The sequence below is a fragment of the bacterium genome, from assembly GCA_024228115.1.
In the GTDB taxonomy this organism is placed as follows: Bacteria; Myxococcota_A; UBA9160; order UBA9160; family UBA6930.
Genome location: JAAETT010000344.1, coordinates 1 through 22,846, shown reverse-complemented (window position 1 = coordinate 22,846; position 22,846 = coordinate 1). Strand labels below are relative to the sequence as shown.

Here is a 22,846-nt window from a genome sequence, read left to right as displayed (position 1 = left end):
CGGCCTCAGGGGCGCGCCGAGCTGCGGATCGCTGCCGAGCCCTCCACCCGCAAACGATTCAATCGGGCACTCGAACAACTCGCCGCCTGACCCGGACCAATACCCTCAGACGCCCAGATCTAACGACGGATTGGGGCTAGCGCCCGGTCCATCTCCGGACGTTCGACATACATCGCAACGTTCGCGGTCAGCGAGAACGGGTCGAATTCCTCTTTCACCGCTTGCATCCTATTTCGAGAACGCAGGAAGCTTCGACGACATTTCCAGCGTTCGCACCGAAAAGAGTTCGTCAGGGACATCCGGGGCGACACGAATCCGACGAAAGAAGACATCGGTCGTGACATCTTTCTCGGTACCCTCGATCACCCAATGGCTGGGAAGAAGGTGACCCGGGAACGGCACCATCTCCTCGGGAGGCGCGATGATCGTACGGCTCGGAGATTCGGACCCGGCCCGGTAGTATCGCACCTCGCGAATCGCGTAGTTCTTGGGCTCCACCCACAGATCGGCACGTTCGTAGTCGGTAGGACGAAACGGCTCGACGCTGACGCGGTGCACCCGCTCCGCCCCACGCGCCTCGACGCTGCGGCCAACGATTGCAAACTGGTCCGCATGGTTCACTTCCAGATCCTCGAGATGGAGCGCTGTGCCGAGCACACGGTCCGCACGCTAGGCACTCGTGAAGCGCCGGACGCGTTGCAGCTCGGGAGCGAAGATGAACCGGTCGTAGCTGCCGCGAGCGTGCTCGATGCGCAGCGTCCGCAAGCCGTACAGCTCATTGCCCAGCCGATAGTCGAGCAGCGTATGCGACCGGCCGCGGATCTTCTTGCGGAGCACGGTGACGGCGTGGCGACGCGAAACCCGGCCGCGCTTGCGAGTTACGATTTCGATCTGCTGAGCCAGATCAACGCCGTACAGGTTCTCGAACGCCCGCTCGATGACCTCGCGACCCGAAACCTGAAGCAACGGATCCTCGACCGAGGGCAGCGCGTCCTCGAGAGGCGACGCCGGCACCGGGGAGGGCATGACGAGGCCCATGCATCCGGCTGCAAACACGAGTCCAGCCCACCACGCCAACCTCTTCATGGCCGCGCTCCTCCTTCCTCTCGCTCGATCCACCAGGTCCGCAGTGGTGGCTCGGTCATGGGGAAATCGACAACCACCACGCGGATGGATTCTCCGGCTCGGAGGCGCACGGGCCCGACCACTTCCGCGGGAGAAAGGTCCAACTGCACGGTGAAGTCGCCGGGCGCGAGAGAAACGGCATCCCCAGAACGACCTCTGGCGAGCGCGTTGGCCGTCGGGGCGCTTCCACCGTGCACCTGAAAGGAGGGGACGGCCACCGTCAGTTTCTCAACGAGAGATCCGGGGCGTTCGATACGCGGCGCCAGCTCTGCAAGACAGCTTGGCAACGTCGCTTCCGGAGGTACGACCCAATCTTGCCAGATCCCCGCCGCTGCCAACTGCCCGGCGGCAGCGCACACATCGGAGCAGGAATCCTCGAGTCCAGCACTGAAGACCACGAGCCGCTCCACCTCATTCTCCATGCGCGCCCCGGTCATGGCGAGGGCACCGGCCAGGGATCCTGCTCGGGCGGATTCCAATCCTCCGAGCCGGGCAGAGAGCTCCCTCCGACCCACCTCCGCGAGGGAATCGCCCGCATCACAGGCATCACCCCGCTGGTGGCCAACCACATGCACCTGAACCTGGCCGGGCTCCGGAAGCACTGCGAGAAATGCAGCAGCGCGGCGCAGGGAAGCGTTTCCATCGCTTCCCCGAGCGTCCACCAACACCGCGATCGTTGCGGACAAATCGCCAAGCGGTGCACTCGGTACCCCGAAGCCGCTGTGCACGACAACGGAGAGTTGCGCCTGTGCCGACGGGACCGAAGTCTGGCATCCAAGCAGGGAAAGGCATCCGAACGCGATGAGGCGGCCGATCCGGAGAGAGATTCCGATCCGTGAGCGCTTCATGTCCCACTCCGGACCGCTTCGAATGCGCGACGTACTTTCGGCGGCGTGGACGCGCGGAGTTCCAACCCTGGGCTCGCCTGAATGGCGCGGCGGAAGTGCTTCCGCGCCTGATCCGGTTGGCCCAAAGCGATCTGCGCGGTCCCCGCGAGCAGCTCGGCCCGCGCCACACGCTCCTTGCGGCCGGCCTCATCCGGCAGAGCGTCGGCTGCCTCCCGAACCTCCGGCAACGCTTCGAGAGCGCTGCGAAAGCGTGCCTCATCGATCATCCGCTCCACGTTCATCAACACGACATCGAGGGCGTCCGCCGATGTGCTTGAAGCCGCGGGGATTTCGGCGCTCGGGGCCTCCCGAGGAAGGATCGCGACGCGCAAAGCGTCTCGGGTTGACGAGGGACGGGGAGCCACCGGGTTCGGCTCGCGAGACGAACCGAGGGGACGCATGGCCAAGCGAATGGCTCCCTCCAGGGTTTCCGCTCCGGTGGTCTGGGTGTCGAAGGGGCTCGACTCCAACTCCGTAGAGGCGCGATGAATCACACCCGACGCCGCCTCCGCTGCCCGGCGAAAGAGGTCGGGGTCCGAGGGGTCCAGACACCGGGCATGAGTCCAGAAGCGATAGGCCTCCAGGGAATCGACCTCCTGCAGCACGCTTGCCAGGCGATCGAGCTCAGCCCTACGAGCCTGGGCCCAAACCGAGAGGCCTCGTTCGGGGTGCCCCACCGTAGGCAAGGGCGCGGGCTCGCCTGGCCAGGAAGCACACTCCGTGGCAAGTGCTCCCTCGGAGAAGGAAAGGATCGCGAACGTGAATGCGAGTGCGGCCGCGCGGCTACACCTCGCTGACCGCCCGCTGGGGGGTACGGGCCGGAGCATTTCAAACGGCATTCTACGACGAATGCCCTAAGAATGGGAGCTACCTGTCCAACAATAGACTCCTGCGAGAACTGAAAGAGACCGTTCGTCCCCTGGGGGAGGGCCCGGTTGCAGCCTGGGCGGGCCAAACACGAGAGGCTTGATGCTCTCGCTCTCTTCACGCGGCTGGCCCAAACTCCTCTCCTTGGGGGCTAGAACCGTGAGGGCATCAGCGATCGAAGGCGGAGAGGTCGAGTCCGTCTGGCCAGTGCGCGTCCGCGTTTTCTTGGGCCTGTTGCTGCTTCCCGCGATGGCGTTCCTGGTGCTGGGGCCGGACCCGTTTGGGCTCTCCTTTGCCGAGCGAGCCGAGGCCGGAAAAACGCTCCGGCCGAAGGATTACGCGGGCGCCTACCTGTTCTGGATCACGTTGGTCAATGTCGGCGTGCTGCTGGCCTTGATTGCGAGCTTCCGCCATTGGGCTCGACCCGGTCGAGCGACCTGCGGCCCTGCACTGGTTTCCCCAGCAACGCGTTGGCACCCCATGTTCCTGACAGGAACCGCCCTGGCAATGCTCGCCCTCGCGATCAGTGCGGCTCCGCGACTCGACGATTCGCTTTGGACCGATGAGAAGTACATGGTGGTCCATTCGATCGCTGGCGCCTACGAAGTGAACGACGCCAACGAAATCGAGTTCGAGCCTGTTTCCTGGGGCAACACGCTCTTCTTCTACCAGAAGCCCAACAACCATGTCCCGTATTCGATCCTCGCTCGCCTCAGCTGGGACGGCTGGCGCACGCTCGCCCAGCCGGAGGATCGTCGCGCCGTCGAGACCGTCGTGCGCATGCCCGCCCTGCTCTTCGGAATCGTCGGCATCGCGACGCTGGCCGGGCTACTCGCGCGGCTGGGCTTCCCGGTCGCGGGAGTCCTCGCGGCGTGGATTCTCGCTCTGCACCCCTGGTACTTGCGTTACGCCAGTGAGGTACGCGGCTACTCGTTGATGCTCGCGCTTCTTCCGCTCTTGATCATCTTCGGACTGCGGGTGCTCGAGCGTGCTAGCTGGCCCCGCTTTGCGGTCTACGGCGCCTGCCAGATCCTCCTGCTCTGGACCTATCCGGGCACGATCTTCGTGCTCATCGTGATCAACGCGGCTGTGCTCGGGCGGCTCTGGAAGACCCGAACCCGTGACGCGGGTGCTGATGCATCGCCGTTGCTTCGGTTCGCGATGACGGAACTACTCGCAGGGTTGGTCTGGCTCCAACTGAACCTTGCCAACATGATGCAATTCCTCGAGTACGCGAAGAGCTGGACCAGTCCGATCACGATGAAGTTCCTCAGTAAGACGGCTTTGCTCATGTTGCTAGGCACGTCGAGTGAAGAGCCTCGCGAAGGCTTCGTCACGATGGCTGGGTTGTTCGAAAGCCATCCCATCCTGCTACCGATCCTCATCGCCGCATCCCTCGCCGCCTTCGTCCTCGGATGCGTTCGCCTGGCGCGGAGCGGCGTCGCGGGAAGGCTCGCTCTGGCCGTGCTCGTGCTTCCCGGGCCGCTGACGATCGCGTTCGCGGCGATACGTGGGGATCACCTCTACGAGTGGTATGTGATCCACGCGCTGCCGGGAGTCATCGCGGGAATCTCGCTGGGCGTCGTCTGGGCCGGCCAGGCCTTCCCCAGAGGTGCCGCTCGGAAGGGCGTGATCGGGATGCTGGCCCTGTCCTTCGGGGCGAGCTACGCGATGGCAAGCCACCCGATGCGCGACGCCCTGCGAACGCGCTCCATCGAACCGACCTTCGAACTCCTCGAGGCGTTCGGCTGGCCGCCCCATCGCGACCCCGCCGCCACCCGGTCGGTGATGACCGGCACCGTCTACGGCGATCTGGACTATTACGACCCCGCCGCCCGCAGCCTGCGGGATCCCGACGGCTTGATCGCGCTGATGCAAGAGGCAGACGAGACAAGCCTTCCGCTCTTCGTCAGCTTCGACCGGCCCCAGCTTGCACGGAAACGAAACCCCGCCGCCATCGCGCTGCTCGAGCGCCCCGGGTTCTTCGAGAAAGTGGGAGAATTCGACGGTGTCTTCTACAAATACCGCCGGGCTGTCTTCCGCTACCGGCCAGGATCGGTCGCCGATCTCTCTCCGCCTGACGTCGAAAGCCAGCCTCGGAGCGCCGATCAAGGATGACCCGTGGAGGCGGGCCGGCCCGGGTCCATCCGTTAGAATCGGCGCCCCATGCCTGAACCCGCGGTGGTGAGCAACCAATTTCACCGATGGCTGCCCAACCTTGCGCTCGTGGCTTTCTCCGTGTGCTTCACGTTAGGCCTGTTCGAAGTGGGGGCACGCCTCTTTGTTCGCGCGTGGGCGCCCCAGCAGGGAGTGCAGAGCTTCTGGAGCCAGGACCCGCTGCTCGGTTGGGCCCATGTGCCGTCGGCCCAGGGCCGTCACATCCACCGGGATTTCGAGGTGAGCGTCGCGACGAACACACAGGGGTTCCGGGACGATCCAGTGACCACCGAGCGCATTGCCGGCCGGAGACGCGTGCTCTTTCTTGGGGATTCTTTCGGCTTCGGATACGGCGTCGAGCGGGGCGAACTACTCCCCGACTTGCTCGAGGGCAGCTTCCCGGACACGGAATTCGTCAACGCGAGTGTGGCCGGCTACGGAACAGACCAGCAGTTGCTCTTCTTTCGCGAAGAGGGGCACCGCTACGCACCCGACCTGGTTCTCTATCTGTTCCATCCCAACGATGTCGAGGACAACAACGCCAGTCGTCGCTATCGCTACCCCAAGCCCCAATTCGTCTTCGACGCCGAAGGCGCGCTCCAGCTGACAGGCGTGCCGGTCCCTGGCTCGAGCCTGCGGGAGAAGGTCGGCCGCTTCCTGCGACAGCGCACCTACGTGCTCCACCGTGTCTGGGAGTGGCGCAGCCATCTCGGGAATGCCTGGCGGGCGTGGCGGGCGCAACCTGATCCACCCGCCGCGGTACCGGCACGAGCAGCGAAGAGTTCACCCGCCGTGGTACCGACGCGCGCAGCAAAGACCTCGCCCGCCGCTAGCGCATCCCCCACCCGCGAATGGATCGAGTTCGACGCGCCCACGCGGCCTCCCAAACCCGGCCGCAATCAGGACTTCCGGATCAGCCGCGCACTGATCGAGGCCCTCGATGCGGAAACCAGGCGGCACGGTGCGCAACTCGTGATCATCAGCATCGGAGGCGCGCCGGACCCACGTGAACTGCTCACGGCGACCCTGCGTCGAATCGGCGTACCCTACCTGCCTCTCGACGATGCCTTCGCAAAGAAGAGGGGGCATGACCTCAAGTTCGAGCACGATCCCCACTGGAATCCAGCCGGCCACGCGCTGGCCGCGGATGCGGTCGAGCATTGGCTGCGCGACGAGGGGCTCCTCTAGCCGGGAAGCGTCATGAAGCCGAGCCCCACGGGCCGGGCCCAACCGAAGAGCGATCAATCGGCGCGACCTACCGAAGCCAGGGGTAAGGGGATGATATGGGTGCATTTTGTCCCGCATCAATTTCTGAAGTGAACCCGAGGACTTCCAGGGGTTCCTGCGGATCGCGAGCGAAATGCGAGGTCACTGGAGCTTCACCTGGAGGCACTCACCTGGCAGAATCCGCTCCATCAAAGAGGTGTCTTCATGCTGCTCGTACGTTCTCTCACCGTTCTGGTCCTTCTCATGGCGCCCATCCAGGCGCTCGCCATTCCGGTGACGCTGGACGTGCAGACGGGAAGCGTCCCCGGCTTCAGCTACTCCTGGCTGCATGCGGCCGATGCCTGCGGCAGCGGTGGCTACTGGATGTGCGGCACGACCCCGAACCAGACAGTCACGGGCAGCCTGACGGCCAATCAGACCGGCAATGCCTTCAGCGGCATCTCGGGCAATCTGTTGATCGGCGCAACCTCCCAGGTGGTGTCCGGAAGCCTAGATTTCTCCGTGGCGAGCGGCGCCTCCCTCGGGAGCTTGACGATCGGCAGCCTCGGCACGTTCGACTTCGTGAACCAGAACATGTCGGGCCCGGCCAACGGCTTCTCCGGCGGCGTGATTTCTCTCTGGGGCCAGAACTTCGCTCCCAGCAAGACACCGGTGAAGGGCGGCTACGGCATCGACCTGTCCTTCAAGGTGAGCCCGGCGATTCCGGAGCCGAGCGCGGCCCTGGTGTTCGGGCTTGGCGCCCTGATCGTTCGTACGGGCGCGCGGCGGCGGACCCGCAAGGCCTGAAGGCCGGCCCCGGCCCCTCCGAGCGAGGCGAAGGCCGAACGCACAGGACCTCTCGGGCACCAGTTGCGGACGTTGGAATCCGGCCTCTGCTCTCGCGTTCCGGCTCGGCGGCGGACCCTTTCGCGGTTCCGAATGGGCAAGCACCGCCGGAGTGCCTAGAATGCCGGCGTCCCTCGAACCCCCCGTCGCCTTTCTGCTTTCGAGGACCCCGATGCTCCAGCTCCGAGGAGCGGTCGCGCTCAGTGAGGCGCGTGCCGCCAGGGCCCTTGCGCTGATCCGCACCCGATTTCCGGCGGTGCACCAGCTCTCGGCCGAGTACGTCTATTTCGTAGAGATCCAAGGGGCACTTGCACCCGCGGAGCGTGAACGGCTCGAACGCCTGCTCACGGAGGGGCCGGTAGGGCCAGAGCCCGATTCCGCCATCCCGCAGGTGTGGGTGATTCCGCGGCCGGGCACCCGCTCGCCCTGGTCCTCCAAAGCGACGGACATCCTGCACATCTGCGGGCTCGAGCAGGTCCTGCGCGTCGAACGAGGGACTCGCTATCTCCTGGCCGGCGCCGAAGCGGAAACCCTCTCGGAAGCCGGCGCACTGCTGCACGACCGGATGACCGAGGTCGTCCTCAGCGAGGCCGACCAGGCCGAGCGCTTGTTCGAGAGCTTTCCGCCGCGGCCCCTCGGCCGGGTGGATCTCCTGGCTCGCGGACGCGAGGCCCTGGAAGAAGCCGACGCCCGGCTCGGCCTGGCCCTGGCCAAGGACGAGGTGGACTACCTGGTCGATGCCTTCCGCGATCTCGCCCGGGACCCGACCGACGTCGAGTTGATGATGTTCGCCCAGGCCAACTCGGAACATTGCCGGCACAAGATCTTCAACGCCGAGTGGTTCGTGGATGGGGAGCATCAGCCCCGCTCACTCTTCCAGATGATCCGCCACACCACCGATCGCTCACCGGATGGCGTGCTCTCCGCCTACCATGACAACTCATCGGTGATCACCGGAGTTCAGGCGACACGCTTCTTCCCCGATCCGAAGAGCGGCGTCTACGCCGCGCATCCCGAGCCGGTGGCCATCCTGATGAAGGTGGAGACCCACAATCATCCGACGGCCATCTCGCCCTTCCCCGGCGCTGCGACCGGCTCCGGCGGAGAGATCCGCGACGAAGGCGCCACGGGCCGCGGCGCCAAGCCGAAGGCCGGCCTCACGGGCTATTCCGTCTCGAACCTTCGCATCCCGGGCGCGATGCAGCCGTGGGAACAGGATTTCGGCAAGCCCGCCCGGATCGCCTCCGCCCTCGACATCATGCTGGAGGGCCCGATCGGCGGTGCCGCCTTCAACAACGAGTTCGGCCGCCCGAACATCTGCGGCTACTTCCGGACTTTCGAAGAAGAAATCGTGGGCCCCGGCGGCCGAGAGGTACGGGGCTACCACAAGCCGATCATGGTCGCGGGGGGCCTCGGCAACATTCGCATGGAGCACGTGGACAAGCAGGAGATCCCGCCCGGGGCACCCATCGTCGTGCTTGGCGGGCCGGCCATGTTGATCGGCCTCGGGGGCGGTGCGGCCTCCTCGGTGGCGAGTGGTACCAGCGCCGAGGATCTGGACTTCGCATCCGTGCAGCGCGGGAATCCGGAGATGGAACGACGCTGTCAGGAAGTCATCGATCGCTGTTGGGCCGAGGGCGACGAGAACCCGATCCTCTCGATCCACGATGTGGGCGCCGGCGGCCTCTCGAATGCGCTTCCCGAACTCGTCGATCAAAGCGGCCGTGGGGCGCGCTTCGAATTGCGCCGCATCCCGAACGACGACCCGGGCATGTCGCCCCTCGAAATCTGGTGCAACGAAGCCCAGGAACGCTACGTGCTGGCCATCGAAGGCGCGCGCATGGCGGATTTCGAAGAAATCTGCGAACGCGAGCGATGTCCCTTCGCCTTGCTAGGTGAAGCCACCAACAACGGCCAGCTCCAACTCACGGACGAAACCCTCGGTGAGACACCGATCGATCTTCCGCTGCAGATCGTGCTTGGCAAGGCGCCGCGCATGCAGCGCCATGCGGAGCGCCTGGCCTTCGAGCCGGAAGCCCTGGACCTCTCCGGCGTGGATCTTCGCGATGCCATCCGGCGCGTCCTTCACCTTCCCGCCGTCGCGGACAAGACCTTCCTGATCTCGATCGGTGACCGCACGGTCACGGGGCTGATTGCACGAGACCCGATGGTCGGCCCCTGGCAGGTGCCCGTGGCCGACGCCGCCGTGACCACCGCCAGCTACGACACCCGAGCCGGCGAGGCCATGGCGATGGGGGAGCGCACCCCGGTCGCCCTGCTCGACCCTGCCGCCTCGGCCCGAATGGCCGTCGGTGAGGCGCTCACCAACCTGCTCTCCGCGGACGTGCCGGGCCTCGGCCACGTGAAGCTCTCCTGCAACTGGATGGCTGCCGCGGGGCATCCCGGGGAAGACGCGGGCTTGTTCGATGCCGTGCGCGCCGTCGGAGAAGAGCTCTGCCCCACCCTCGGCATCGCCGTGCCGGTCGGAAAAGACTCCCTTTCGATGCGCAGCGTCTGGCGCGAAGACGGTGCCGAGCGAAGCGTCACCTCACCGCTCTCGTTGATCGTCAGCGCGTTTTCGCCGGTAGGCGACGCCGGCGCCAGCCTCACACCGGAGCTGCGAAGGGACACGGGCGAGACCGTGCTGCTGCTCGTGGATCTGGCCGGAGGCGCGAAACGACTCGGGGCCTCGGCCCTGGCCCAGGTCTACCGGCAGGTTGGCGACGAGGCACCCGACCTCGACGACCCGGCCCGGCTCCGCGGTCTTGCGGCCGCCATGGCCGAGTTGAAGGCCGGGCAGAAGATCCTGGCCTATCACGACCGCTCGGATGGGGGCCTGGTCGCCACACTCTTCGAGATGGCCTTCGCAGGTGGCTCTGGATTGCGAATCGAACTCGATGCAAGCGAAGAGGAATGCTTGCCGAGCCTTTTCGCCGAGGAACTTGGCGTCGTCGTCCAGGTACGAAGGGAAGACGTGGAAACCGTGGCGTCGACCTTCGCCCGCCACGGTCTCGCAGGTGCCGTCTCGCAGGTCGCCATCCCCTGCGACGATACAGACATCACGATCGACTGCCGGGGAATCGAGATCTTCCGGGAATCCCGGGCGAACTTGCGGGAGTGGTGGTCCGCCACCAGCCACGCCCTCCAGGCATTGCGCGACGATGCGACTTGCGCGGACGAGGAACAAGCGGCGCGGATCGACTTGGAAGACCCGGGACTCTCCGTCCACCTCCCGCCCGCATTTCCCGGCAGCGCTCCGAACATTTCCGGCGCACGGCCCCGCATCGCCATCCTCCGCGAGCAGGGTGTGAACGGTCAAATCGAAATGGCCGCGGCCTTCGACCGGGCAGGCTTCGAATGTGGCGATGTCCACACGAGCGATCTCCTGGCGGGCCGAGTCGACCTCATGGACTTCCGCGGCCTGGTCGCCTGCGGCGGATTCTCCTACGGAGATGTGCTCGGGGCTGGCGCAGGCTGGGCCAAATCGATCCTCTTCCACGAGCGTGCCCGGGAGACCTTCCGGACGTTCTTCGAACGCGAGGACAGCTTCGGCCTCGGTGTCTGCAACGGCTGCCAGATGTTCTCCGCCCTGGCCGAACTGATTCCCGGTGCCGACGCCTGGCCACGGTTCCTGCGAAATCGTTCGGAGCAGTTCGAGGCGCGCCTGGCATTGGTCGAAATCACCGAGAGCGCGTCCATCTTGCTGAAGGACATGCAGGGCGCCCGGTTGCCCATCGCCGTGGCCCATGGCGAAGGCCGGGCAGCCGTGGAGGGCGAGCCCGAAGGCATCGCCCTGCGCTTCGTCGATGGCCATGGACACCCGGCGGAGCGCTACCCGGCCAACCCGAACGGCTCACCAGGCGGCATCACCGGGCTGACCAACCGCGATGGACGCTTCACGATCATGATGCCCCACCCGGAGCGCGTCTTCCGGACGGTCCAGCACTCCTGGGCGCCCCCGGAGTGGACCCAGGACGAGGGACCCTGGATGCAGCTCTTCCACAACGCGCGGCGCTGGGTCGGTTAGGCTTTGCAAGGAGGACGAATGCAGCTTTCGAGCCTGACGGCGGTATCGCCTCTCGACGGGCGATACGGCAACAAGACCGAGGCCCTGCGGGCACTCGCCAGTGAATACGGCCTGATCCGGTACCGCGTTCAGGTGGAAGTGGCCTGGCTCGGAGCCCTGGCTGCGCAACCGGGCATCCCGGAAGTGCCGGCTCTCTCCGACGCCGCCCGGGCTCACCTCGCCGCCGTGGCCGACGATTTCGACGAAGCCGCCGCCGAGCGGGTGAAGGCCATCGAAGCCACGACCAACCACGACGTGAAAGCGGTCGAGTACTACCTGAAGGAACGGCTCGACGAGCTTCCCGAGCTTCAGGCCGTCAAGGAGTTCGTGCACTTCGCCTGCACCTCCGAAGACATCAACAACCTGGCGTACGGATTGATGCTGCGGGATGTGCGGGAGCAGGTGCTGCTTCCGGAGCTCGACGGCTGGCTCAGCGAGCTGCAGGAGCGTGCCGAGGCCTTGGCCGATACGCCGATGCTCTCGCGAACCCACGGCCAGCCGGCGACACCCACGACGCTCGGCAAGGAGCTGGCCAACGTCACGGCCCGCCTCACACGGGCCCGCCGGAACCTGGCGGGGACCGAAATCCTGGGCAAGCTGAACGGTGCGGTCGGCAACTACAATGCCCACCTGGCCGCCTATCCGGAGATCGATTGGGAATCCGTTTCGCGTGGATTCGTCGAAGCCCTCGGGCTCACCTGGAACCCGACCACGAGTCAGATCGAGCCTCACGACGCCATGGCTGAGCTCTTTCATGCCCTGGCCCGGGCGAATACGATCGGCATCGACTTCGCGCGAGACGTCTGGGGCTACATCTCTCTCGGCTATTTCCGCCAGAAGACCAAGGCCGGCGAGGTCGGTTCCTCGACGATGCCGCATAAGGTGAACCCGATCGATTTCGAGAACGCCGAGGGCAACCTGGGCGTAGCGAACGCGTTGCTCCTGCATCTGGCGAAAAAGCTTCCGATCTCGCGCTGGCAGCGCGACCTGTCGGACTCGACCGTCCTCCGCAATGTCGGCTCGGCTGCGGGCTACGTGGTCGTCGGCCTGCAGGCGATGCGCAGGGGCATGGCGAAGCTCGAGGTCGACGAAGCGCGGCTGCTCGCGGATCTCGATCAGAACTGGGAAGTGCTGGCGGAAGCCATCCAGACGGTGATGCGACGCCATGGGATCGAGGAGCCCTACGAGAAGCTGAAGGAACTCACCCGGGGCCGACGGGTCGATCGCGAGGCGCTCATCGCCTTCGTCGACGGGCTCGACCTGCCGGAAGACGCCAAGGCCCGCCTCCGGGAATTGCGACCCGAGACCTACCTCGGCAATGCCGCGGGGCAAGCTCGCAAGCCGAGCAGCGACTGACGTGCACGACGACCGGATCCGCCAGGCCTTCACCCAGCAAGCCCCTGTGCTCTCCGTTGCGCCGACCTTCCATGCGGAAGACATCCTGCGTGCGATCCGCGACGGCCTGGCAGGCGACGGAAAGGGGCGCCTGCTCGACGCCGGCTGCGGGCCGGGCGTGGTTCTGGCTGCGGTCGGTGCAGATTTCGCAGAGGTCTGCGGACTCGATCTGACGCCGGCGATGGTGGAGCGAGCGAAGATCGCCTGCCAGGAAGCCGACCTGACCGGGGCAGAGATCCAGGTGGGTTCGATGCTGGCCATGCCGTTCGACGACGGGCAGTTCGATGCCGTCGTCACCCGGCTGACGCTCCACCATCTCGAAGCGCCTGGCGATGCACTCCGCGAGATGGCAAGAGTTCTCCGCCCGGGCGGCACACTCGTCATCGCCGACCTCCTCGGCTGCGAGGATCCGGCGGAGGCTGCGCTGCAAGACGCACTCGAAATCCTCCGGGATCCGAGCCACGTGCGATTGCTGCCGGAATCGGAAATGAGGGCCCTGGTTGCACAGGCCGGCCTGAACGAGCAGGGCTGCGAAAGACTCGACAAGCGCCGCGGTTTCGCCGAGTGGGCGTCCATCGTGAATGCACCGGAACGAACCGAGCCTCTTCTCCTGGCCATGCGTACCCTGGCGGAATCCGGCTGCGGGCAGGGCATCGAGTTGGCAATGGAGGCCGATCAACCGACGTTCGTGCATCGCTGGGCGATCTGGACGTTAGGCAAGGCAGGCGGCAAGGCATGAACGGGCCGGTCTCACCGCTCGAGGCTCGTGTCCAGAGCGTATGCCTGGTGATCCTTGCAACCATCGCAACGGCCGCCTCGCTGTATTGGCTGCGACCGGTGATGATTCCCTTCGTCCTGGCGCTCTTCATCGCCCTTGGCCTGGACATGGTGCGCAACCAGCTGATCGAACGCGCGCGCGTACCCCAGGCGCTGGCATTGCCCGCCACGCTCACCGGCGGCGTGCTGGTCCTGGCAGGCGTCGGCACCCTCGTATCGGCCTCCCTCGGCCAACTCAGCGACAACGCCAGCCTCTACTCGCAGCAATTGGAGAAGCTGATCGAGCAGACCATCGCGATCCTGCCCGGGCCGTTGCAGGAGACAGCGAGTGCCCTCGATCTGGACACGCTGACCCGCATCCCTGTCTCGTCGGTCACCGGCATGCTCGGCCGCACGACGAGTGCACTGGCGAACCTGCTCTCCCAATCCCTGCTCGTCCTGATCTTCGTGCTGTTCCTCTTGTTGGGGGGCTCGCAGGCCCAGACTCAAGGGGGAACCTGGGGCAAGGTCGCCTCCCGCGTGCAGACCTACCTGCTCAGCAAGATCGTCGTCTCGGCGGTGACGGGTCTGCTGGTCGGGCTCACCCTGCTGATCCTCGACATCCCTCTGGCGATGGTCTTCGGCCTGTTGGCCTTCCTGTTGAACTTCATTCCAAACATCGGCTCGGCGATCGCCACCCTGCTGCCCCTTCCCGTCGTGCTGGTGGATCCAAACGTCTCCAGCCTGGCCGCGATCCTGGCGATCGCCATTCCGGGCGGCATCCAGGGCGTGGTAGGCAACGTGATCGAGCCACGCATGATGGGCGATGCGCTCGATCTCCACCCGATCAGCATCCTGATGAGTTTGATCTTCTGGGGCATGCTATGGGGCATCGTCGGCATGCTGCTCGCGACGCCGATCACGGCCGTCCTGAAGATCTTCCTGGAGCGCTTCGAAGGCAGCCGGCCCGTGGCCGAGCTGATGGCGGGGCGCGTCTCCGCGGTTACGACCCGGGTGGCGGAGAAGGCGGAGGCTGTGCCGGAGCCTCCGGCGTGAGCAGCTCCTCGACCCCCGAAAAACTGCCCTGAAGCACCGAGGGTGCCGCCGGCTCGAGTTGGATCTCGAAACCCGGAACAGGACCCTTGACCGTCACGACGATCGGCAACGCCAGGAGCTGATTGGCCGTGCCCAGGACGCTACCGAGCATCTCGCCCGGCACCATCGCCCGCAGGCTCGGGCCAAGGCGCGGATTGATCACGAGATCGACGTCCCGCGCGCCGACCTCACCGGTCGCGATGAGATGAACGGCGGCACCATCGAGGCGAAGCTCATCGATCAGGACGCGACCGTTCTCGATCGGGTATTCGCCCTCCACTTCGTCGTAGTCGATCACGGCGAACTGGGCGATCTCGGCCACCTGCGTCAGTACCTGCTGCACACCGAGACCCGAGGCCCGCCCCTCGCTGAGTTCGAAGGAAACGTTTCCGGTGGGGGCAGTCAGCACGTCTTGCCCGGGCTCCGCCACGCCCTCCGCACGGCTGATCACGGAAAGCCGGCCGCTCATCTGGCCCTCACCGTCGGGAGAGGCCGCCGCCAGGAGCGGTGCGAGATCCACGTCCGACACGACGAGGTCCCAGCCGATCCGCTCGCCACCGCCATGAGGGCCTCCGTGGGCCTCGAGATCCACGAGGCCTTCCGCGAGGGCCAGATCCTCCACGCGTACCTCCCAGCTCTCGCCACCGAGCTGCGCGCGCGCGCGACCCTCGCCCACCGGAAGATCCCGGAATCGAACGGTTCCGACCGACACGTCCACGTCGAAGAGGTCTGCCCTGCCCTCCTCTGGCGCGTCGGCGGCGGCGCTCGAAATGGGTGTCCCGCCCTCCGGATCCTCTTCCTCATCCGTCATACCCTCCCAGAGCGTGCCCAGGGGAGTGAAATCGAAGTCGGGAATATCCGCTCGCAGCCGCCACTGCGAGCCTCCGTCGGTGGACTCCCGCTCCCAGGTCATGCGGGCCGTTCCCTTGTCATCAGAAACACCGGGCCCGCCCAGCGTTGCGTTGCCTTCGAGCCGTCCCTTGCTCCCTGCGGCCTGGCGGCTCTCGAGCTTCAATCGCAGCGGAACACCGGCGCTCGCTTCGCCCTCATCCGCCGGCGGAGCCCTCACGTCGAGCGCGAGATCTGTTTCCACGAGCGTTTCGCTCCCGTCCTGTCGGAACGCGACGGAGCCGCTCGTGCGCCCGTGAACCTGGGAAATGCCCACCACCCCGGTGGCCAGACGGAGCCACGGCAGCAGATCGAGGCCCTCGGCGGTGATCGCCAGATCCGCGCTCCGCCCAGGCTGAAGTGAACCCTCCACCGCAAGACCCCCGAGCCCGTTCGCAGAGGCTCCGGCAAGTTCGAGCGGCGCAAGCAGAAGCGTCTGCTCCAGCCGTTGCCACGTCATGCGGCCACCGATGTTCAGGGATTCCGAGAACGGGCTGGGCACGTCTTCCTCACCGCGCAAGGCATCGACCTCCAAAGCCGGCTCGATGACCAGCTCATCGAGGCTTCCCTCGACATGCACGTCGCCCGAAACCTTCGCGATGGGCGATGCGACGCCTAGCAAGCGCGCAAGGAGACCGACCCTGCCGAAGGCCAGATTCGCGTCGAGCAGAGCCTCCGGCCACAACGCACCGGAACCCCGCACCTCGAAGAGACGATTCCCCTTTGCTGCCAGGTCGAGTTCGAACGCGCTGAGTTCGACGCTCTCGCCGGCCGTGCCGCCCTCGCCCCGAAGCGCCAGGACGATCGGGCTGCGCTCGTGCGAATCGAGGCTCAGCTCCAGGTTTCCCTCGAAAGCGCCGCTCCCGGTGTCCACCTCGGCCGGCGAGAAACCCAGAGCCGCCGTCAGCCTGCCCCGGTCTCCCTCATCTTCACCGCCACGGGCGAGCGGCACGAGGAGTTCGAGTGCACCGCTCGCGGGAACGACGAGGTCGTCGACTTCCGCGGTGATCGGACCGATCAGGAGCCCTGTAGGGCCGGAGCCGATGCGAATGCGCACGTCGTCGACCCGAGCGTGTGCGATCTGGGGCCAACCCAGCGAAGCCGAACTCCCACCCGGCGCTTGCGCTTCAGCGTCTGCTGCGGCCTCCGAATCGCTCTCGTGGAGTTCCAGGTTCGCGCCGGCCATGGAAAGGGTCTCGACCACCGCAACGCCTTGCCGCAAGGAGGCCAGGGGGCTCCACTCCAAGCGCAGGGTGGCAACCTCTCCGTTCGCGAGATCGGGCACATCGAAACGCAGGCCATCGACCTCGAAAGATCCGCCCAGGCCGAGCCGCCCGTCTTCCGCACTCCAGGTACCGCCGACCAGACGAGCCGCAAGGGGGAGCCAGAAGCGCTGGAAGCCATGCCGAGTCTGCGCCCAACCCACGGCACCGGCCAGGAGCAGCAGGAGAATCAGGATCGGCGCGATCCACCGACGGTGACGAGCGGGGGGAGCCACCGGGGGAGAGTAACGAACGCTCTCCACCTTCTGCTGCTCAGGTTTCGGCGGGTCGGAATCGGGTAGCATCCCAGCTTCCATCGCCTTGGAGCCACGATGATCCTCGATCGATTCAAGCTCGAGAGCCGGGTGGCCATCGTCACCGGCGCAGGCCGGGGCATTGGCCGCGCCATTGCCCTGGCTTATGCAGAGGCAGGTGCCGATATCGTCTGTGCCGCCCGAACGCCGGCCGACATCGAAGACACGGCCGAGGCGGTGCGCAAGCTGGGGCGCCGAGCCCTACCCGTCCCCTGTGATGTCCTGGAGCGCAGCCAACTGGAGCATCTGGTCGATGCCACACTGCAGGAGTTCGGGAAGATCGACATCCTGGTCAACAATGCCGGAGGCTTCCCGCCCAAGCCAGCGCTCCGCACCAGCGAGAAGGAGTTCGAAGGCGCGTTCCGCTTCAACGTGACGACCGCCTTCGTGCTGACGCGGCTCGCGGTTCCGAAGATGGTCGAAACGGCCGGCGGCGGCTCGGTCGTGAACATCTCGTCCGTCGCCGGGCGCGAAGTCTCGCCCGGATTCGTGGCCTACGGAACGGCCAAGGCCGCCCTCTCCTACATGACCCGCGAGTTGGCCCAGGATTTCGCGCCCAAGGTACGCGTGAATGCAATCGCCGTGGGTTCCATCGAGACCGATGCCCTCGCCACCGTACTGACCGACGAGATCCGCGAGGAGATGATCCGCTTGACACCGATGGCCCGGCTGGGCGAGGTCGAAGACATCGCCGCGTGCGCCCTCTACCTCGCCTCACCCGCTGCAAGCTATGTGACCGGTGAGATCTACGGCGTGAACGGTGGCCTGGCAGCGTTGAACCTGCAGATGCCGCGCGCCTTCGAGTAGGCCGGCTACTTCTTTCCGGGACGCGACCCCGGACGAAGCGAGCGGAGCCAACGGCCGAATCCGTGGGTGACCATTTCCACGTGGTCTCGGGCAATCTGCCATTCGCTCGCACGCATCGCGCCGAGGATCTCCTCGATCGTGCGGTCGTCACTCTTGTAGATCTCGACCTCGACCCTGCGGCCCACGTGGTCGAGCACACCGTGGGTGATCAACTTGCGCAATGTTCGCGTCGGCAGGATGTGACTCGGAACCAGGGGCCGCCATTCTCCGTGATCGTCGATGCGAACCTGCGCGGCGCGGCCGATCACCTGACAGGCTGAATGGGCACAGGTAAAGGTTCGATATTCCCGCCCGGCCAGGCGCTCGAGCTCGCGCCGGATCGCCAACACCGCCTGGGACGGCAACCCGACGAAGCGGAGCGCCAGCCCACCGTAGATCGATTCCTTCGTGCGTACTCGCAGCGGCCGGAAGATGTCGCCATCGAAGCGCTGGCTGCCGACGTTCAGATAGATATGGGCCGGATCCCGGATGCCGAGCACGAGTTCGAGGGAACCCGGCGTGGCCAGTTCCTCGAGGAGGATGATGCCGCCAGCATCCTTGGCGTCGTCGGGCAATCGCAGCACGCGCACGCGTCGCCCGAAGCAAGCCTCCTCGCTGGTCCGTACCACCCCGCTCCCCAGCAAGGGGCTCAAGGGCCCCGCAACCGGTGCGGATTCGAGCGAGCCCCAGTAGGAGGCTCCCTCGAATTCCTCATCGAGGCGACGCCGCAAGCTCGTCACCCGCTCGGTTCCGAGCCAGAGCTGCTCGTCGGTCACGAGTGTCTCGAGCCACGCGAGGCGCACCATGCGGTTCAACGCCTCGCCTCCGCCCACTTCCGCGATGCGCTCCACGGCATCCGCCGCCAGCGGTGGACTGACCACCACACGACGACGCTGTTCCAACTCACTCCGGCTGCGCGCGGGAAGGTCGAGGAATCGGGCGTTGTCGAGGTACGTGATCGGGGTGATCCGCACGCCACCCACCGCCGCGCGCAACGCCTCGACCAAGCCCGTGCCGAAACCCGGCCGCGTGGGCCGTGTGGCGCGGAGCCCTTCGGAAACGCTGCCCTCGGGATAGATCAGGATGCGGCGGGAGCGACCTTCGCGCACCGCGGCCACGGCCCGCTCGACCGCTGAGCCCCGCCCCCCGCCGACTGCGATCAGGCCCGGGGCCGATGCAATCCGGTTCTTCAGGAAGCGCGGGAAGACCGGCAGCTGGTCGACCGCATTGAACACCAGATAATCCGACAGGCGGAGCGCGGCGAAGGTGATGTTGTCCGTCACGCCGTGCCGATGGGCTGGGGTGAGGATCTCGACCTCGCCTTCGGCGACTTCGGATTGGATGTGCTCCCTGCCCTCGACGCTCACACGCAAGCCGAGGAGATTGCCGAGCTCCCGGAACATCCCATCGACGTGCGCGGTGAACGGAGTGCCGGAGCGTTCCCGCCCTGAGCTGGAAAGCGCGAGCCGAAGGCCGGCCATCAGATGCATCACACCGCGTAGCCCGGCCCGGCTGCGCGCGCCGGCCGTTCCGAGCGCCCGCCCAAACCGGGCGAACCGATCACCGAGACTCAGGCTCGGCTCGAGCGGCGCCGTCGGATCGAGGGAGCGGAGGCGCGCGGAGAATGCCACGGCCGCGACATGGAACTTCTGGAAGCAGGCAATCCGACGGTGGTCTCGAACCGTTCCGTAGAGCGACTCCAGCTCCAGGTATTGTTCGCCCAGCCTTTCGATCCGGTGGTGCTCGCGGCGCAAGGAACGACTTCGACGCGGCCCCAGGAAATCCCAGACTTGATGCATCGCCTGGCCAAGCCTGGCGCGCACCTCCTGGACGTGGGCGGCATGCAAGACGCGCAGGTGATCGTCGAGCCGGGCCAGGAACTCGCGCTGCGCAAGGTTCGCCGTTTCCAGGTGATCCGTGCTCGGCGCGGCCTTGACGAGGGCTCGGCGCACGCCCGTGTAGCCGAATCCGCCAACGATCAGCTCGCTCCAACGCTCCTCGAGATGGGCTTCGAGGCTGGCGAGCCGCTCCCAGGCGGGCGCCGAAACGGGCTCCGGTGGCCGGCTGCGCAGACGACGCAGCGTCGGGGAGAGTGCCCGCGCCAAACGCGCCAGCCTCACCTGCAGCCCACGCTCCCGGGCCTCCCGGATCCCCTCGTCGACGATCGTCGCGGCCGCCTCGCGCCCCTGCGCAGCCCGTGCTCGTTCGCCAAAGGCCTCCATCGCGCCGATCCAGGCGATCGTCTCGGTCTCACGCCTCTCGAGATCGGCCTCGAAGGGGGATGGCCGCTTTGCGTCCATCCAGTCGACGAGCACGCGACAGCCGAGCCTCTCCTGCTTTGCCAGCCGACGGTAGATGTGGCGCTGGTAGCTCCAGTGGGTCCACCGCAACGACAGCGAAAGAGCCGAGAATCCGCTGCCAAAGCGCTGCCGAAGCGCCGCTACCAGGGCATCCCCAGCGGCCACCACCCGCGCCACCGCAAGCGCCGAGCCCTGCTCGCCGATCGCATCGCGCAGGCGCGCCGGCGGACCGATCAGTACGGGCTCTGGCCGAAGACGCGCGAGAAGTCGTCCACGGCTGACAGGTTCGGCGAGAATCCGCGCCAGGAGCACCCGCTCGTAGAGCGGCGCGTTGTTTCGCAGCGGATTCGCACGGAACACGAACGCAGGATCGGTCACGAGCGATCGCAGCTCCCGCTGGAGCATCACGTTGGCCTCGGGCGCGCCATCGCGCAGCAACCGCCAGCGATGCAGCAGCTGCCCGCGCCGGATCCGCAAGGTGTACTGCGTTCCGTCCAGGATGAACCGATGCACACTCCGGGCGTCCCGGGGCTGCATGCGCAACAGCCCGTCCCGAAACGCGAAGAGGTCCTTCAGGCTCCGGCCGAAACGCCGCTTGCCCAGCATCGACAACCACTCGCGGCGCAAGAAGAGGTAGCCCGCCGTCCACCCCTGGGTGTTCAACGGCCCGTACTCGAGCAGGGGAATCGTCCAGGTGAGATCCGCGAAGAACAACATGGGATAGAGGGCGAACGCCTTCAGCGAACCGAAGGCCACATCGAAGAGTCCGACGTCCCAATGCTCCTGGATGATCTCCTTGCCCTTGCGCAGAACCGCCTGGCGAGCGAGCTCCAGGCCGCGGCGAATGCGGCCCGACGGCTGTGCCGCGCCACCTTCGGTCAGCTGGCGTGCCCATGCCTGCGCATGCGCATCGAGAACGCCGGCGTGGTCCGAAACGAAAGCCTCCGGCACTCCCATGCCTACGCATCGACCTCGCAAGATCGCCGCTTGAGGGCTCGCAGGCGACCCGGCTGGGTTAGTTTCCCGCCATGAAGTTCGGCATTTTCTATGAGCATCAGCTCCCCAAGCCCTGGTCCGAGGACGACGAGTTCAATCTACTGCAAGAGGCCCTCGAGCAAGTGGTGCTCGCCGATCGGCTCGGCTTCGACCACGCCTGGGAGGTGGAGCATCACTTCCTCGACGAGTACTCGCACTCGTCGGCCCCCGAAGTCTTCCTGGCGGCGGCCGCAGCCCGCACCGAGCACATCCGGCTCAGCCACGGAATCCGCCAAGTCATTCCGAACTACAACCACCCCGCCCGCACCGCCGAAGGCATCGCCACCCTCGACCTGATCTCCAACGGTCGGGTCGATTTCGGAATCGGAGAAGGCGCCACGCGCCTCGAACTCCACGGCTTCGACATTCCGGCCAAGCACAAGCGGGCCATGTCGCTCGAAGCCGCCGAACAGATCGCCAACATGATGGTGCTCGATCCCTACCCCGGTTTCGAATCCGAGCATTTTTCGATGCCGTGCCGGAACGTGCTGCCCAAGCCCCGCCAGAAGCCGCATCCCCCGATGTGGATCGCCTGCACCAACCGCGACACGATCAAGCTCGCAGCCCAGAACGGGCTCGGTGCATTGGCGTTCAGCTTCGTGTCTCCGGACGAGGCACGGAGCTGGGTCGACATCTACTACGACATCCTCAAGAGCGACGAATGCGTGCCACTCGGCCACAGCGTGAACCCCAACATCGCGTTGGTGGCAGGCTTCTCACTCCACCAGGACCGAACCGAAGCCATCCGCCGTGGCCAGGAGGGTTTCGAGTTCTTCGGCTACGCACTCAACGCCCTCGTCGCCCAGGACCAGGTGCCGGGCCGTACGGATCTCTGGGGCGAGTTCCAGGCCAAGCGCGGCAAAGGCGGAACGGAGAAGAAGATCGCTGAAGCCTCTGCAGCCGGCGACGCCTACTCGAGCTGCATCGGTACTCCCGCCGATGCCCGCCGCTATCTCCACGATCTGGCCGACGCAGGCGTCGATCAGGTGATCTTCCTGCAACAGGTTGGAAGGAATACCCACCAGAACATCTGCGCCTCGCTCCAGCTCTTCGGCGACGAAGTGCTTCCTGAGTTCAAGGCCGGGGAAATCGCACGCCAGGAAAAGAAGAACGCGGAGCTTGCTCCCTACGTCGAGGCCGCCCTGAAGCGAAAGCCCTGGATGCAGCCCATCACGGACAGCGACATCCCGGTCGTTCGCGCCTCAGTAATGAAGGCCCAGACCTCCGGGAGCGTCTGATTCGGGTCGACCCACTCTCGATGCCAGATGCCGCGGTGGCAATCGAGGCCGAGGCGCTTCGATTGCCTGCCAAGACCATGAAACCCGTCGGGTGGAGTACATCCAGGCTTGCTCACGCCAATGCAGAATCCGCCCGGGCTCGATTTCCACACCAGACCGGCACCATGTCTCACTCGATGAATCGCGTTACGCGCCTCGTGGGCGAGTGCGCAGGGCATCGTCCACCCGTGCTACTCCTGGCCTGACTCGCGAACTCAGCACAGCCAGGCCCACGAGACCCAGCCCTGCGAGGGCCAGATGGAGTCCGAGTTCGGACTCGTCGACGGTGATCGTAAAGCGGTGGTCTACCGCAAGCATCAGGGAATGGGTCTCCCTCGAGGACAGATCCAAGAAATCGAGCCCCAGGTTTGCCCCTGTGCCCTCTAGCCCGGAAAATTCATGAAGAAGTCTCGTTCTTGAATTGAAGAAGGCCCCAGTTGCGGTAGAAACGTGTTGCGACACGCGTTTCCCCTCAACAAGGGCCCCTTCATGAAGCCGGATACTACCGCACAGACTGTCACCTT

The 22,846-nt window shown here is 66.0% G+C and carries 16 protein-coding genes; 9 read left to right on the top strand and 7 right to left on the bottom strand.

Translation table 11 applies throughout. The features are described 5' to 3' along the window. Positions 1-228 precede the first annotated feature (228 nt). From GY937_15255 to GY937_15240, 4 genes are read right to left on the bottom strand one after another with little or no spacing between them, the layout of a single operon-like run. Entirely contained in the window at positions 229-657 is a 429-nt protein-coding gene (locus tag GY937_15255; protein MCP5058062.1) for an outer membrane lipoprotein-sorting protein, read from the bottom strand. 12 nt (positions 658-669) lie between these two features. Continuing rightward, positions 670-1,086, bottom strand: coding sequence for a hypothetical protein (locus GY937_15250; protein ID MCP5058061.1), 417 nt, complete (start codon positions 1,084-1,086; stop codon positions 670-672). After that, positions 1,083-1,973, bottom strand: coding sequence for a hypothetical protein (locus tag GY937_15245; GenBank protein MCP5058060.1), 891 nt, complete (start codon positions 1,971-1,973; stop codon positions 1,083-1,085). The genes GY937_15250 and GY937_15245 overlap by 4 nt, the downstream gene beginning before the upstream one ends. Then, entirely contained in the window at positions 1,970-2,689 is a 720-nt protein-coding gene (locus GY937_15240) for a hypothetical protein (protein ID MCP5058059.1), read from the bottom strand. The genes GY937_15245 and GY937_15240 overlap by 4 nt, the downstream gene beginning before the upstream one ends. A 349-nt stretch (positions 2,690-3,038) precedes the next feature. Here GY937_15240 and GY937_15235 point away from each other — a divergent pair, with 349 nt between their 5' ends. From GY937_15235 to GY937_15205, 7 genes are all read left to right on the top strand, one after another. Then, the gene (locus GY937_15235) at positions 3,039-4,997 is read left to right on the top strand and encodes a hypothetical protein (protein MCP5058058.1); all 1,959 of its coding nucleotides are present in this window, start codon (positions 3,039-3,041) and stop codon (positions 4,995-4,997) included. Positions 4,998-5,045: 48 nt separating this feature from the next. Further along, positions 5,046-6,224 (top strand): hypothetical protein, encoded by a 1,179-nt coding sequence (locus tag GY937_15230; GenBank protein ID MCP5058057.1) that lies wholly within the window; start codon positions 5,046-5,048, stop codon positions 6,222-6,224. Positions 6,225-6,467: 243 nt separating this feature from the next. Further along, positions 6,468-7,049, top strand: coding sequence for a hypothetical protein (locus GY937_15225; protein ID MCP5058056.1), 582 nt, complete (start codon positions 6,468-6,470; stop codon positions 7,047-7,049). 211 nt (positions 7,050-7,260) lie between these two features. Continuing rightward, positions 7,261-11,115: a phosphoribosylformylglycinamidine synthase gene (gene purL, locus GY937_15220; GenBank protein ID MCP5058055.1), complete on the top strand. Its 3,855-nt coding sequence runs from the start codon at positions 7,261-7,263 to the stop codon at positions 11,113-11,115. A gap of 18 nt (positions 11,116-11,133) precedes the next feature. Beyond that, a complete protein-coding gene (gene purB / locus GY937_15215; GenBank protein MCP5058054.1) occupies positions 11,134-12,510 on the top strand; it encodes an adenylosuccinate lyase in 1,377 nt (458 codons plus the stop codon). Continuing rightward, positions 12,473-13,288, top strand: coding sequence for a class I SAM-dependent methyltransferase (locus GY937_15210; GenBank protein MCP5058053.1), 816 nt, complete (start codon positions 12,473-12,475; stop codon positions 13,286-13,288). Before purB ends, GY937_15210 begins: the two co-directional genes overlap by 38 nt. Then, a complete protein-coding gene (locus GY937_15205) occupies positions 13,285-14,361 on the top strand; it encodes an AI-2E family transporter (GenBank protein ID MCP5058052.1) in 1,077 nt (358 codons plus the stop codon). The genes GY937_15210 and GY937_15205 overlap by 4 nt, the downstream gene beginning before the upstream one ends. On the opposite strand, the gene GY937_15200 is transcribed toward GY937_15205, so the two are convergent. Continuing rightward, complete coding sequence (locus GY937_15200; protein ID MCP5058051.1) at positions 14,309-16,786, bottom strand: hypothetical protein; 2,478 nt, start codon at positions 16,784-16,786, stop codon at positions 14,309-14,311. The genes GY937_15205 and GY937_15200 overlap by 53 nt on opposite strands. Before the next feature lie 96 nt (positions 16,787-16,882). On the opposite strand from GY937_15200, the gene GY937_15195 reads away from it, so the two are divergent. Then, entirely contained in the window at positions 16,883-17,671 is a 789-nt protein-coding gene (locus tag GY937_15195) for an SDR family oxidoreductase (protein MCP5058050.1), read from the top strand. Between the two features lie 5 nt (positions 17,672-17,676). Here the strand turns inward: GY937_15195 and GY937_15190 are convergent, their stop codons facing one another. Further along, on the bottom strand, positions 17,677-20,967 hold the full coding sequence (locus GY937_15190) for a hypothetical protein (GenBank protein ID MCP5058049.1): 3,291 nt from the start codon (positions 20,965-20,967) through the stop codon (positions 17,677-17,679). Positions 20,968-21,038: 71 nt separating this feature from the next. Here GY937_15190 and GY937_15185 point away from each other — a divergent pair, with 71 nt between their 5' ends. Further along, a complete protein-coding gene (locus tag GY937_15185; protein MCP5058048.1) occupies positions 21,039-22,283 on the top strand; it encodes an LLM class flavin-dependent oxidoreductase in 1,245 nt (414 codons plus the stop codon). Positions 22,284-22,469: 186 nt separating this feature from the next. Here the strand turns inward: GY937_15185 and GY937_15180 are convergent, their stop codons facing one another. After that, a complete protein-coding gene (locus tag GY937_15180) occupies positions 22,470-22,640 on the bottom strand; it encodes a hypothetical protein (protein MCP5058047.1) in 171 nt (56 codons plus the stop codon). Positions 22,641-22,846 lie beyond the last annotated feature (206 nt).